We start from the raw sequence: 12885 nt of genomic DNA on the forward strand, positions 1-12885 counted from the left end.
CGGGGCGCCGTCGTCAGCGGCCCCGTCGGCCACGCCGCGGTGGGCGGGGGACCGCGGCCGGGGAGGAGAGCCTCCCCGGCCTCTTCCCCTCTAATGATAGTAATAGTTATAATCTCGTGAACCTTTGAGGTTCTCTGTGTTCGCCCCCTCGCTTGTCGTCATCACTGCAGGTGGGAGGGGTGGAATGGAGGGTTTCCGGGGGCGGGTGGGCTGTTCTGTGCCGGTGGGCGCGTTGCGCGGGGCTGGACAGGTGTGACCAGGGCCTCTAACGTGATAACCATCACGATAATCATCATGGTTACGTGGTCAGTTGATTGGATGGCCCATGAACATGCGCAAGAGCTGGTCCCGTTCCGTTCTGGCCGCCACCGGAGCCGCGGTCCTGCTCGCGGGAGCCGCCGGATGCGGCGGCGACCCGGCGGAGAGCACGGCCGGCGAGGGACTGCCGGACACGATCAAGGTCATGTCCATCAAGGAGATGACCGGTGCGGTCTCCTTCGCGGGGGAGAACAGCACCAAGGGCGTCGACCTGGCGGTCGAGCAGATCAACGAGCAGGGGTTCCTCGGCGACACCAAGCTGGAGGTCGTCCTGGAGGACGGATCCGACAGCACCCAGGAGGCCGCCAGCCTCGCCACGCAGGCGATCTCCGACTCCTCCTACTCCGCGATCCTCGGCCCCGGCCTCAGTAGCCAGGCCTCCGCCATCTCGCCGATCGCGGAGAAGAACCAGATGCCGGTCATCTACTACCAGGCGGGCAGCAAGGGCGTCCTCACCGGCGACTACACCTACCGGGTCACCGCGCCCGCGGAGAGCTACTACCACATCATCGGCGACTACCTGGCCGAGAAGAAGATCGAGACCGCCGCGCTCCTCTACAACAGCGCCAACCCGACGCTCACCGAACTCGGCGAGAACGTGGTCCCCGGAGTGATCGAGGACAACGGCGTCTCCATCGAGCGCTCCGACACGGTCACCAACGAGACCCAGGACTTCACCGCGGTCAGCTCCCAGATCGTCAAGGCCGACACGGACGCGGTCTTCCTCCTGCTCCTCGGCCCCCAGAACCCCCGCGCCGTCAGCCAGCTCCGGCAGAAGGGCTACGAGGGCGAGATCATCGGCATGACCACGATGGGCGCCGGCAACCTGGAGACCGCGGGCGAGGACGCCGCCGGCGTCGTGTGGCCCAGCAACTTCAGCGCGCGCAGCGAGGCCCCCTCCACCCAGGAGTTCGTCGAGGCGTACAAGGCCAAGTACGACGGCGAGATCCCCAACAACTACGCCGCCGAGGGCTACGACGCGACGTGGCTGCTGGCCCGCGGTATCAAGGAGGCCAACAGCGCCGACCGCGTCGCCATCCAGGAGGGCATCGCCAAGGTCGCCCAGGAGGGCTTCGACGGCGCCCAGGGGCCGCTGACCTTCGAGGGCAACGACGTGCGCGTCGAGGGAGTGCTGGCCAGCTGGGACGGCTCCGAGGAGATCGTCATCACGCTGGACGGTTCCTGACGATGGACCGCCCGACCACCAGAGACGTCGGAAGAAGACAGGCAGCGGTGAGCACTCGCTCCACACCCACACGGCACACCACGGTTGAGAGGAGGTCCCCCCAGTGGTGGAGACCCTGATCAACGCGGTCACCCTCGGGTCGATCTACCTGCTGTTCGCGCTCGGCATGAGCGTGGCGTGGGGGACCATCGGCATCCTCAACTTCGCCCACGGCAGCACGTTCATGATCTCCGCGATGGTGGCCTACTACCTCGTGCAGCAGGTCTCGCTGCCCATGCCGGTCATGATCCTGATCGGGGGCGCGGTGGGCATGCTGGTCTCCGTGCTGACCCAGGCGCTGGTCTTCAACCCGATCCAGCGCCGCAATCCCGACCTCCTCAAGGCCGAGATGCAGATCGTGGTGGGCGGCATCGGGGTGGCCAGCGTCCTGCTGGCCATCGCCCAGAACCTCACCAAGAGCGTGCCGTTCGGCTTCTCGGCCAGCACGTTCACGATCAGGGCCTACTGGGTCGGCCCGGTGCAGATCTCCAACGTGCAACTGGTCATTCTGGTGGCGGCCGCCGTCCTGGCCGGGCTGACCGCGTGGTGGCTGCGGTCGGCCCGGGCCGGGCTGGCCCTGCGCGCCATCGGCGTCAACCCCGAGGTCGCCAGCCTCATGGGCGTCGACCGGGGACGGATGGCGCTCGGCACGATGGCGGCGGCCGGGGCCCTGGCCGGGATCGCCGGGATCCTGCTGACCTACTACCTGGGGTCGATCGCCGCGGAGACCGGAGACAGCCTCCTCATCAGCGCGTTCGCGGCGATCATTCTCGGCGGCGTCGGATCGGTCGCCGGCGTGGTCACCGGAACGATGATCCTGGCCTTCGCCGAGACGCTCGTGGTGACCCACCTGTCGGGCACCTGGGCCAACGCGGTGGCTTTCGGGCTCATCTTCCTGGTGCTGCTCTTCCTGCCCCGCGGCATCTTCGGCCGTAAGGAGGTACGGCGGACGTGATCTGGTACGAGGCGAACCTGGTCCTGATCGAGGCCACGTTCATCAACTTCCTCCTGGCGCTGAGCATCCAGATCCCGCTGCGGGTCGGAGTCTTCTCCTTCGCCGGCGTCGGAAGCTACGGGATCGGCGCCTACGCCGCGGCGATCCTGACCATCCGCTACGACGTCCCCGCCTTCGCCGCGATCGGCGCCGCCGTCGTCCTCGCGGCGGTCGTCGGCTACCTCTTCTCCCTGGTGGTGGCCCGGCTCAGCGGCCTGTACCTGGCGATGGCCACGGTCGCGTTCGTGCTGATCATCTCGGTGCTCGCGGTCAACGGCGGCGAGCTGACCGGGGGCGCGCACGGCCTGTACGGGGCGCTCAGCGACCTGACCACCGGCGGCGTGATCGCGGTGTGCGTCGTGGTGGCGGCGCTGCTCACGCTCACCGAACGGGGACCGCTGCGCAGGCGGATCGAGGCGGTCCGGGAGGACCCGGAGCTGTCCCTGTCCATGGGCATCGGGGTCGTTCCGATGCGGCAGCTGGCCTTCACCGTCAGCGGCGCGCTCGGCGCGTGCGCCGGCGCGATGAACACGCTGCTGCGCACCACCGTCTCTCCCGAGGAGCTCAACTTCCACCTGATCGTCCTCGCCCTGACGATGGTCGTCATCGGCGGTTCCCGGTCGTGGGTCGGCGCCTTCATCGGCGCCGTGATCTTCACCTGGCTGCCGAGCCTGCTGTCGGTCGTGGGCGAGTGGCAGGGCGTCGTCTACGGCGTGGTCGTCGTCCTCGCCGCGATCTTCATGCCGACCGGCCTGGTGGGCGCGGTCAAGGACCTCCACCGGCGGATCCGCGGCCGCAACAGGACGGTCCCGACCGCTTCGGACGACGTCAAGGAGGAGCGCGAGGTGTTCGAGACGCTCAGCGACGACTCCACGGAGGGGGTGCGATGACGACGGCCCAGACCGCGCCTCCCGTGCTGGAGGCCGAGGACGTGGCGGTGCACTACGGCGGCATCAAGGCCGTGGACGGCTTCGGGCTCCGGCTTCCGGCGGGGAAGATCTACGGAATCCTCGGCCCGAACGGCTCCGGCAAGAGCACCTTCCTGGCGGCCGTGACCCGGCTGGTGCCGCTCACCCGGGGACGTCTGCTCATCGACGGCAGGGAGTACCACACGGAGTCGCCGACCACGCTGGCCCGCAAGGGCCTGGCCCGGACCTTCCAGACCGTGCGGCTGCTGCCGGAGCTGACCGTCCTGGAGAACGTCCAGCTCGGCGCGGACACGAACGCCTCCGGAGGACGGCTGAGGTCCTGGCTGGGCCGGGACAAGCCGTCCGAGGCGGTCGAGGAGGCGATCGAGCGGACCGGGCTGGGCGACGTCCGTTCCGCCTGGCCGGGGGAGCTGTCCTACGGAATGGCGCGCCGGGTGGAGATCGCCCGGGCCCTGGCGGCGCGGCCGCGGCTGCTCCTGCTCGACGAGCCGACCGCGGGCATGAACCACTCCGAGCGGCAGGAGGTCTCGGAGCTGATGCGCAAACTGCGGGACGAGGGGCTGGCCCAGCTGATCGTCGAGCACGACGTCCAGATGATGGTGGACACCTGCGACCACCTCGTGGCGATGAACTCCGGCACGCTCGTGGCCGAGGGCTCGCCCTCGGAGGTCGTCTCCCATCCCGCGGTGCAGGAGGCCTATCTGGGGAAGCGGTGGCGGTCCCATGCTTGAGATCCGTGATCTGCACGTCAGCTACGGAAAGATCGAGGCCGTCCGCGGGGTGAGCGCCTCGGCGGCCCCCGGCCGGATCACCCTGGTGCTCGGGGCCAACGGCGCGGGCAAGACCACGACGCTGCGGGCGGCCATGGGCCTGCTGCCGGTCCGCTCGGGCGAGGTGGTGCTGGACGGCACGCCGGTCACCGGCCGGCCGACCCACCGCATCGTGCGCGAGGGCCTGGCCCTGGTGCCGGAGGGGCGGCAGGTCTTCGCCCCGCTGACCGTGGAGGAGAACCTGACCCTCGGCGGCTACACCGTGAGCCGGGAGAAGGCGTCGGGAACCCTGGAGCGCGCCTACGAGATGTTCCCCATCCTCAAGGAGCGGCGCAACGGTCCGGCCGGCCTGCTCAGCGGCGGGGAGCAGCAGATGCTCGCCTTCGGACGGGCGCTGATGTCCTCGCCGCGGGCGATGATGCTGGACGAGCCCTCCATGGGGCTGGCCCCCACGATGGTCGAGTCCGTGTTCGGCGCGGTCCGCACCATCGCCGACTCCGGCATCGCGCTGCTCATGGTGGAGCAGAACGCCGACATGGGGCTGGAGATCGCCGACGACGTCGTGGTCGTGGCGCGCGGTGAGGTGGTGTTCAGCGGCCCGGCGGAGCAGGCCCGCCGCAACACCTCGGTGGTCCGCGCCTTCCTGGGGGAGGCGGCGCTCGGTTCCTGACCCCGACCAACGGCGGGGCCGTGCCCGGCACGGCCCCGCCGCCGTGCGTTCGTGACGCACGGCCTTTCCGCGACAGTACGAAGGCGGTGAAGCGTGTCGCGAACCCCGACCGAAACCTCCGAGGTCTCCCCGAGCCGGGTCATCGTCCCGCTGGTCCTCGGCGGACTGACCTACGCCATGTCGCAGAACGCGATCGTCCCGGTCCTCGCGGAGATCCAGCGCGCCACCGGCTCCACCGTCAGCGAGGCGGCCTGGGTGGTCACCGGCTTCTTCATCTCCTCGGCGGTGCTGGCCGTGATCGCCGGGCGCCTGGGGGACCTGCTCGGCCGCAAGCCGGTGCTGCTCGCCGTGCTGGCCCTGTTCGCGCTCGGCGGCGTGATCGCCGCGGCGGGCGGATCGCTGGGCGCGGTGGTCGCCGGACGGGTGGTCATGGGGGCGGCGGGCGGCGTCTTCCCGCTGGCCTTCGCCATTCTCGGCCGGCTGCTGCCCCGGGACCGGGCGGCGGTCGGCATGGGCATGGTCAGCTCCATGCTCGGCCTGGGCGGCGCGCTCGGGCTGCCCCTGGGCGGCCTGGTCGCCGACCACTTCGGCTACCAGGGGCTCTTCTGGGGCTCGGCGGGCATGGCGGCGGTGTCCCTGGCCGCGATCGCGGTCCTGGTGCCGGGGGTGCCCGGACACGGCGAGGGCCGGATCGACTGGACCGGCGCGGTCCTGCTCACCTTCGCGCTGAGCACCGTGCTGCTCGCGGTCAGCCAGGGGGCGACGTGGGGATGGCGCTCCGCCCCGGTCGTCGCCCTGGTCGGCGCGGGGAGCGCGGCCCTGGTCGCGCTGCTGGTGGTGGAGCGCCGGGTCCGCGACCCGCTGATCAACCTGGGCCTGATGCGGGTGCGCAACGTCTGGCTGGCGCACGTCATCGGATTCCTGGTGAACTGCGGGCAGATCACGGCCTTCCTGCTGGTGCCGCAGATGGTCCAGATGCCGGCCGGGGGCGGGGTCGGCCTGGGGGCGGGGGCGACCCAGGCCGGGATGTACCTGCTGCCCTTCTCGCTGACCACCCTGGTGGCGGGGGCGCTGACCGGCCGGGCCGTCGCACGCTTCGGGACCCGGCCCCCGCTGGCGGTGGGCGCGGCCTCGGCCGTGGCCGGACTGGCGATCCTGGCCTTCTGCCCGACCAGCCCGGCCACGGTCCTGCTCGGGGCGGGGATCACCGGGATCGGCGGCGGAACGGTCTACAGCGTGCTCCCGGTCCTCATCTCCGAGTCGGTGCCGGAGCACGAGGTGGGCGCGACCAACGGGATCAACACCATCATCCGCACCATCTCCATGGCGCTCCTGTCGCAGGTGACCACGGTGGTGCTGGTCCTGTGGACCCCCGAGGGGGCGCAGTACCCGCTGCGGGCGGGGTTCACGATCGACTACAGCCTGGCCGCGCTGCTCAACCTGCTGGCCCTGTTCCTGGTGCCGCTGGTGGTCTCCACCGTGGCGGGCGGCGCCCGGCGGAGCGGGCGGGGACGGCGCGCGGGGCGCGCCGCGGCGCGGGACCCGGAGTCGGAGCGGACAGCGGCCGGGGACCACCCGCGGAGCGAGACATCCGATGACAGGAGGACAACGGGATGACCGAGGACGTCGAGCGGCGGCTGCGCCGCCTGGAGGACCGGGCGGAGATCCACGACCTGGTCGCACGCTACGCCCTGGCGGTGGACGACCGCGACTACGCCGCGCTGGCCGGGATGTACGCCGCCGACGCGGTGTTCGACCACGCGGGGGCCGTCCTGCGCGGCCGTGAGGCGATCGTGGAGTTCCTGCGGGAGCGGGCGAAGCTGAACGGCAGGACCGTGCACTCGCCGCACACCATCGCGATCGAGTGGGTGGACGACGACACGGCGCGGGGCACCGTCGCCGGGCACGCCGAAATCGAACGCGACGGGGAGTTCCTCCTCGCCGCGTTCCGCTACCACGACTCCTACGTCCGGCAGGACGGCGCCTGGCGGTTCCGGGAGCGCAGGTCGAAGTTCCTCTACGTCACCCCGGTGCAGCACCTCGCGGAGATCTTCCGCACCCCGCTCACCCTGCGCTGGCCGGGGACCGAACCCGCGCCGAGCGAACTGTGACACCAAGAGGCGTCGGGGCGGCCCGGACCGGGCTGCCCCGACGCCTCTTCTCTTCTCCGCTCCCGTTCCCCCGTTCCCGGGAGGTTCGGGGACCGGCGCCGGGTCCCTCCCCCGACACCGGCGCCGGTCCGGGCCCGCTCCGTGCCTCCGCACCAGGGGACAGCAGGGGTACGGAGCGGGGGTTGGCGGACGTGGTTGGTCGCGGTGCGGCGCCGTGTCCCCGCTGCCGCACCGCGACGGTCTGTGGAGCCTCTGCGGGCTCAGCTCTCCAGGCCGAGGATCCGGGCGAGGTTGCCGCCCAGGATCGCGGCCTCGTCGTCGGGGTGCAGTTCCAGCCGCCGGATGGCCTCGATCTCGGCGGCCGGGTCCACCATCGGCCAGTCGGAGCCGAAGATCATCCGGTCGGGGCCGTGCCGGTGCACCAGGGCGCGCAGCCGCTCGGTGGGGATCTCGGCCAGGCTCGGCGGCCACGAGGTCTCCAGCACCAGGGGCAGCCCCACCACGTACTTCTCCGCGTCGTCCAGCCGCCGGAAGCCGCCGAAGTGGCAGGCCATCAGCCGCAGCTTCGGGAAGTTGCGCACCACGTCGGCGAGCATCTGCGGGGTGGAGTTGTCGTTGGCCGAGCCCTCCCCGCCGAAGCCCACGTGGGTGATGACCGCGATGTCGGAGCCGAAGGCGTCGAACAGGTCCCACAGCCGCCGGTCGTCCAGGGAGAACCGCTGGTACAGCGGGTGCAGCTTCACGCCCTTGATGCCGTGGCGCTGCAGGATCTCCATGTTCTCCTCGACCGACAGGTCGAGGTGGACGGTGCCGAACGGGGTGAGCCAGTCGCTGCGCTGGGAGGAGATGAACTCGTTGGCGCGGTCGACGTGGCGGGCGTGGTCGGCGATGCCGAAGGCGACGCAGTGGTCGATCCCGGCGGCCGCCATGGAGCGCTTCAGCCCGGGGACGGTGCCGTCGTACAGCGCCTCCATGCCGGGAACGCGTCCGGCCAGGGCCTTGGCCGCGATCTTCTCCGGCCAGACATGGGTGTGTGCGTCGATGATCATGGTTGCCTCACAGTTTCCCGGACTCGCCGCCGTCGATGACGAAGACCGATCCGGTGATGAAGTCGGAGCCGGGTGCGGCCAGCAGGCAGGCCAGCGGCACCAGTTCGGAGACGTCCCCCATGCGCTTGGCGGGGATGCGGCGCACCCTGCGGTGCAGCAGGTCGGGCGACTCCAGCACCGCGCTCTGCGCGTCGGTGGCGAACGCGCCGGGGGCGATGCAGTTGACCTGGATGTTGTGGCGGGCCCACTCCGCGGCCAGCGACTCGGTGAACCGCACCACCGCGCCCTTGGAGGTGGCGTAGCCGACCAGGCCGGGCTTGCCGCGCACGCCGGTGGTCGAGGCGATGTTGATGATCTTGCCGCCGCCCTGGGTGATGAAGTGGCGTCCGGCGGCCTGGGCCAGCGTCATCGGGGCGATGACGTTGACCTCCAGGGTGCTGCGCCACTGTGCGACGGGTTCGGTGGCGAAGTCGGCGGCCGGGGCCACGCCGGCGTTGTTGACCAGGATGTCGATCCGGCCGTGCCGCTCGACGACGAGGTCGACCAGGCCGTTCAGCGACTCCTCGTCGCGCAGGTCGACGGTGGCGGTGGAGATGCGCTCCGGGTCCTTGGCCTCCAGTTCGCGCAGCTGGTCGGTGGAGCGGGCCGCGCCGACCACCAGCGCGCCGCGTTCGGCGTAGCCGCGGGCGATCGCGGCCCCGATGCCGCGGCTGGCACCGGTGACGAGCGCGACCTTGCCTTCGAGTTCTCCCGCCATCAGGCCCACCCCCCCGCGGGGCGCGGAGTCGGGGGTGTGGGGTAGGGGTGGATCAGGGGTCGGTCCAACACCGGTGACTCTCCTACTCGTGGTTGACTGCTGCGGTACCTCTGCCGTCGGCTGGGTGGGCGCCTCACCGCAGTACGCCCGGCGGGAGCCGCACCGGCCCGCTGCCTCCGGAAGCCACACTTAATTATTATAATGATTATGACGCCGTGGCGCCAGAGGGGGCGGGGCGGTCGGCGGGATTGAATGTGACCGCTCGAACATTAATCATGAATATGATTATATGGTAAGCGTGGGAGGTGTCATGGCAGAGGAAGACGTGCTCGTCGAACGGCGAGGACAGGTCGCCTGGATTCGACTGAACCGTCCGGAACGGTTCAACGCCTTTGACGGACCGATGGCACGGTCCGTGGTCGCAGCGATCGAGGACTGCGTCGACAGCGGTGTGATCGTGATCACGGGTGAGGGGAGGGGATTCTGCGCGGGCGGCTACCTGGCCACCATGGACGACCCCGACCCGCGTGAGGTGCGCGCCATGTACGAGGGCTCGCTCGCCCTCCTCGACGCGATCCGCACCTCTCCGCGCCCGGTCATCGCCGCCGTCAACGGCGCGGCGGCCGGCGGCGGCAACGAACTGGTCATCGCCTGCGACCTGGCCGTCGCCTCGTCGAAGGCCACCTTCGGCCAGACCGGCCCCCGGGTCGGCAGCGCCCCCGTCCTCGGCGGCACCAACATCATGCCGATCCAGATCGGGGAGAAGCGCGCCAAGGAGCTGTCCTTCCTCTGCCGCCGCTACACCGCGGCCCAGGCCCTGGAGATGGGACTGGTCAACGCGGTCGTGGAACCCGAGGAGCTGGAGTCCACCGTCGAGGAGTGGGCGGCCGAACTCCTCGCGCTCAGCCCCCGCTACCTGGAGATCGCCAAGATCAGCTCCAACCTGTGGTGGAACAGCGCCCGCGACTCCTTCCGCTCCGGGATCGGCATGCTCGCCCAGGCCATCGCCAGCCACGACATGCTCGAAGGCGCCCGGGCCTTCGCCGAGAAGCGGCCCCCCCGTTTCGCCCCCCTCTTCACCAGCCCCGAGGAGAACTGATGCGCACCTACAAGGATCTCCGCCCCGCCTTCCCCGACCGCGAGGACTGGGCCCTGCCCACGGTGCTGCGCCGCCGTGTCGAGCTGGCCCCCGACGCGATCTACCTGGACGCCCCGGAGGAGGGCCGGCGCTGGACCTACGCCGAGACGCTGGCCACCGCCGAGAACGTCGGCCGCTCGCTGCTCGCCGAGGGCTCTCCCGGCGACCGGGTGCTCATCATGGCCCGCAACTCCTCGGCGTTCATCTTCACCTGGCTGGGCAGTGCCATGGCGGGCATGGTCGAGGTCCCCATCAACACCGCCTACAAGGGCGACTTCCTCACCCACCAGGTGCGCGTCTCGCGGCCCCGCTGGGCGGTCATCGACGCCGAGCTCGCCGAGCGCTTCACCGAGGTGGCCTCCGAGTGCGCCGACATCGAGCGCTTCTGGGTCATCGACAACGGCGACGTCGACGCGGCGATCACCGCGCTGCGCGAGGCCGGGTGGCGGGCCGACCGCTGGGAGGAGCTGACCACCGAGCGCGAGGGCGAACTGCCCGAGGTCTCGCCGCGCTCCCTGGCCTCCATCTTCTTCACCTCCGGCACCACCGGCCCGTCCAAGGGCGTGGCGATGCCGCACGCGCAGATGTTCTTCTTCTCCGCGGAGACCGCCTGCCTGACCCGGCTCACCGACCGCGACGCGGCCATGGCGGTCACCCCGCTGTTCCACGGCAACGCCCAGTTCATGTCGGCCTACCCGGCGCTGCTCAGCGGCGCCCGGTTCGTGCTGCGCAGCCGGTTCAGCGCCAGCCGGTGGATCGACCAGATCCGCGAGTCGCAGGTCACGGTCACCAACTTCATCGGCGTCATGATGGACTTCGTCTACAAGCAGCCGCGCCGCCCCGACGACGCCGACAACCCGCTGCGCTGCATCTTCGCCGCCCCCACCGCCTCCTCCATCCTGGAGGACTTCAAGAAGCGCTTCGGCATCGAGGCCTTCGTCGAGGTCTTCGGCCTCACCGAGACCTCCGCGCCGATCCTGTCGCCCTACGGCGAGGACCGCCCCGCGGGCGCGGCCGGACTCGCCGCCGACGACTGGTTCGACGTGCGCCTGGTCGACCCCGAGACCGACGAGGAGGTCCCCGTCGGCGAGGTCGGCGAGCTGGTCGTGCGCCCCAAGGTCCCGTGGATCACCAGCATGGGCTACTACGGGATGCCGGAGAAGACCGCCGAGGCCTGGCGCAACCTGTGGTTCCACACCGGCGACGCGCTGCGCCGCGACGCCGACGGCTGGTACTACTTCGTCGACCGCTACAAGGACGCGCTGCGCCGCCGCGGCGAGAACATCAGCTCCTACGAGGTCGAGCAGGCCATCCTCGGCTACGACGCGGTGGTGGAGTGCGCGGTCATCGCGGTGCCCGCCGAGGTCGACGCGGGCGAGGACGAGGTCATGGCGTGCGTGGTCGTGCGCGAGCCGATCTCCCCCGAGGACCTGTGGAAGTGGTGCGACTCCCGACTCCCGGCCTTCGCCGTCCCGCGCTTCCTGCGCTTCGTGGAGACGCTGCCCAAGACCCCCTCGGAGAAGGTGCAGAAGGCCGTGCTGCGGGAGGAGGGCATCACCGCCGACACCCACGACCGGCTGGCCGGTCAGCAGCGCTGAGCCGGCGGGGCCGGCCGCCGCAGAGCCGGCCGGCCCCGCGCCGGGGCGGCGTCCGGAGCCGCTGAGCGGACGCCGCCCCGCACCCTGTTCGGGGCCGCCCGGAACCGGGCGGCCCCGACGCGTGAGGCGGGCGGGGAGTGTTCCGGGGCACCGGGACGCACCCCGCCGGAGCAGACGAAGGCCGCGGCCCGGACCCTGGCACCAGGGTCCGGGCCGCGGCCTTGCGCGGGACGGTCAGCGGAACGCGGGCAGCACCTCGTTCTTGAACAGTTCCAGCGTGGACAGGACCTGCTCCTGCGGGGTGTCGTACCACTGCGCCCGCAGCACGATGTAGGTCAGCCCCTGGCTCTCCAGGTCCTTGAGCGCGCGGATGGCGCCCTCGGGGTCGGTGAACAGGTAGGAGGAGTCGGCGACCTCCACCGCGGCCTGCTCCGTGCTCAGGTGGCGGTAGTTCTCGCCCTTCTCCGGCGCGTTGAACTCCGCGTACTTGCGGGTGAGCGCGCCGCGGTAGCGCAGCCCCAGTTCCCGGGCGCGCTCGGCGTCGCGGTCGAGCAGCAGCTCCCGGCGCACCACCAGTTCGGAGGGGCCGCGGCCCAGGCGTTCGCGTTCGGCCTGGTAGTGGCCCAGGACGACCTTCAGCTTCTCCGGGCTGACGTGCGGCGGGACGATCCAGGCGTCGCCGAGCCGCGCGGCGCGCTGGGCGCCCTTCTTGTGCGGGCCCGCGCCGATCCAGATCTGCGGGCCGCCCGGCTGGACCGGCTTGAGGCTGATGTGCTGGTCGCGGACGGAGTAGTGGGTCCCCTCGAAGGTGATCCGCTCGCCCGACCACAGTTGGCGGATCAGCGAGACGCTCTCCTCGAAGCGGGTCACACGCTGGTCCATCGGGACGCCGAAGGAGTCGAACTCGTTCTCCCGGTAGCCCATGCCGAACCCGGCGATGGCGCGGCCGCCGGTGATGTGGTCGAGGGTCGCGAAGTCCTCGGCGACCTGGACCGGGTGGTGCAGGGGCAGGATGAACATGTTGGTGCCCAGGGTCATGTCGCCCGCCTCCTGGGCCAGCGCGGACAGGATCGGCACCGGCTGGAGGGTCGGCATGTTGCCGAGGTAGTGCTGCAGCACCCAGATGGACGAGATGCCCGAGTCGCGGGCGATCCGGACCTGCTCCCGCATGGCGGCGATGCGGTCGGCGGGGACCACGTCCGGGGGGAAGTCGTTCATGATGGCGAGACCGAACTTCAGCGCCATGAAGCACACCCCACTCTTTCGATGTTATTGATGATAATGAAATTAGCCTACTCGTCCCCGGGGGGCAAGGGGGTGCCTGGG

12 protein-coding genes are annotated in these 12885 nt (G+C 70.8%); 9 read left to right on the forward strand and 3 right to left on the reverse strand.

Features of this window, described 5'->3' with window-relative positions; genetic code table 11:
* Positions 1-325: 325 nt before the first annotated feature.
* From FOF52_RS03465 to FOF52_RS03495, 7 genes are all read left to right on the forward strand, one after another.
* Positions 326-1504 (forward strand): ABC transporter substrate-binding protein, encoded by a 1179-nt coding sequence (locus FOF52_RS03465; RefSeq protein ID WP_248592393.1) that lies wholly within the window; start codon positions 326-328, stop codon positions 1502-1504.
* Positions 1505-1607: 103 nt separating this feature from the next.
* Positions 1608-2498, forward strand: a complete 891-nt coding sequence (locus FOF52_RS03470; RefSeq protein ID WP_248592394.1) for a branched-chain amino acid ABC transporter permease — start codon at positions 1608-1610, stop codon at positions 2496-2498.
* On the forward strand, positions 2495-3427 hold the full coding sequence (locus tag FOF52_RS03475) for a branched-chain amino acid ABC transporter permease (RefSeq protein WP_248592395.1): 933 nt from the start codon (positions 2495-2497) through the stop codon (positions 3425-3427). The genes FOF52_RS03470 and FOF52_RS03475 overlap by 4 nt, the downstream gene beginning before the upstream one ends.
* The gene (locus FOF52_RS03480; protein ID WP_248592396.1) at positions 3424-4197 is read left to right on the forward strand and encodes an ABC transporter ATP-binding protein; all 774 of its coding nucleotides are present in this window, start codon (positions 3424-3426) and stop codon (positions 4195-4197) included. Before FOF52_RS03475 ends, FOF52_RS03480 begins: the two co-directional genes overlap by 4 nt.
* Positions 4190-4906, forward strand: coding sequence for an ABC transporter ATP-binding protein (locus tag FOF52_RS03485; RefSeq protein ID WP_248592397.1), 717 nt, complete (start codon positions 4190-4192; stop codon positions 4904-4906). Before FOF52_RS03480 ends, FOF52_RS03485 begins: the two co-directional genes overlap by 8 nt.
* Positions 4907-4999: 93 nt before the next feature.
* Positions 5000-6523, forward strand: a complete 1524-nt coding sequence (locus FOF52_RS03490) for an MFS transporter (RefSeq protein ID WP_248592398.1) — start codon at positions 5000-5002, stop codon at positions 6521-6523.
* Positions 6520-7017, forward strand: coding sequence for a nuclear transport factor 2 family protein (locus tag FOF52_RS03495; protein WP_248592399.1), 498 nt, complete (start codon positions 6520-6522; stop codon positions 7015-7017). Before FOF52_RS03490 ends, FOF52_RS03495 begins: the two co-directional genes overlap by 4 nt.
* Positions 7018-7277: 260 nt before the next feature.
* On the opposite strand, the gene FOF52_RS03500 is transcribed toward FOF52_RS03495, so the two are convergent.
* Positions 7278-8066 (reverse strand): amidohydrolase family protein, encoded by a 789-nt coding sequence (locus FOF52_RS03500; RefSeq protein ID WP_248592400.1) that lies wholly within the window; start codon positions 8064-8066, stop codon positions 7278-7280.
* Between the two features lie 7 nt (positions 8067-8073).
* A complete protein-coding gene (locus FOF52_RS03505) occupies positions 8074-8823 on the reverse strand; it encodes an SDR family NAD(P)-dependent oxidoreductase (RefSeq protein ID WP_248592401.1) in 750 nt (249 codons plus the stop codon).
* Positions 8824-9133: 310 nt separating this feature from the next.
* Between FOF52_RS03505 and FOF52_RS03510 the strand changes: the two genes are divergently transcribed.
* The gene (locus FOF52_RS03510; RefSeq protein WP_248592402.1) at positions 9134-9922 is read left to right on the forward strand and encodes an enoyl-CoA hydratase/isomerase family protein; all 789 of its coding nucleotides are present in this window, start codon (positions 9134-9136) and stop codon (positions 9920-9922) included.
* Complete coding sequence (locus FOF52_RS03515; protein ID WP_248592403.1) at positions 9922-11559, forward strand: ATP-dependent acyl-CoA ligase; 1638 nt, start codon at positions 9922-9924, stop codon at positions 11557-11559. Before FOF52_RS03510 ends, FOF52_RS03515 begins: the two co-directional genes overlap by 1 nt.
* A 234-nt stretch (positions 11560-11793) precedes the next feature.
* Here the strand turns inward: FOF52_RS03515 and FOF52_RS03520 are convergent, their stop codons facing one another.
* Positions 11794-12804 (reverse strand): LLM class flavin-dependent oxidoreductase, encoded by a 1011-nt coding sequence (locus FOF52_RS03520; RefSeq protein WP_248592404.1) that lies wholly within the window; start codon positions 12802-12804, stop codon positions 11794-11796.
* Between the last annotated feature and the right edge of the window lie 81 nt (positions 12805-12885).

The sequence above is a fragment of the Thermobifida alba genome (assembly GCF_023208015.1).
Taxonomy (GTDB): Bacteria; Actinomycetota; Actinomycetes; order Streptosporangiales; family Streptosporangiaceae; genus Thermobifida; species Thermobifida alba.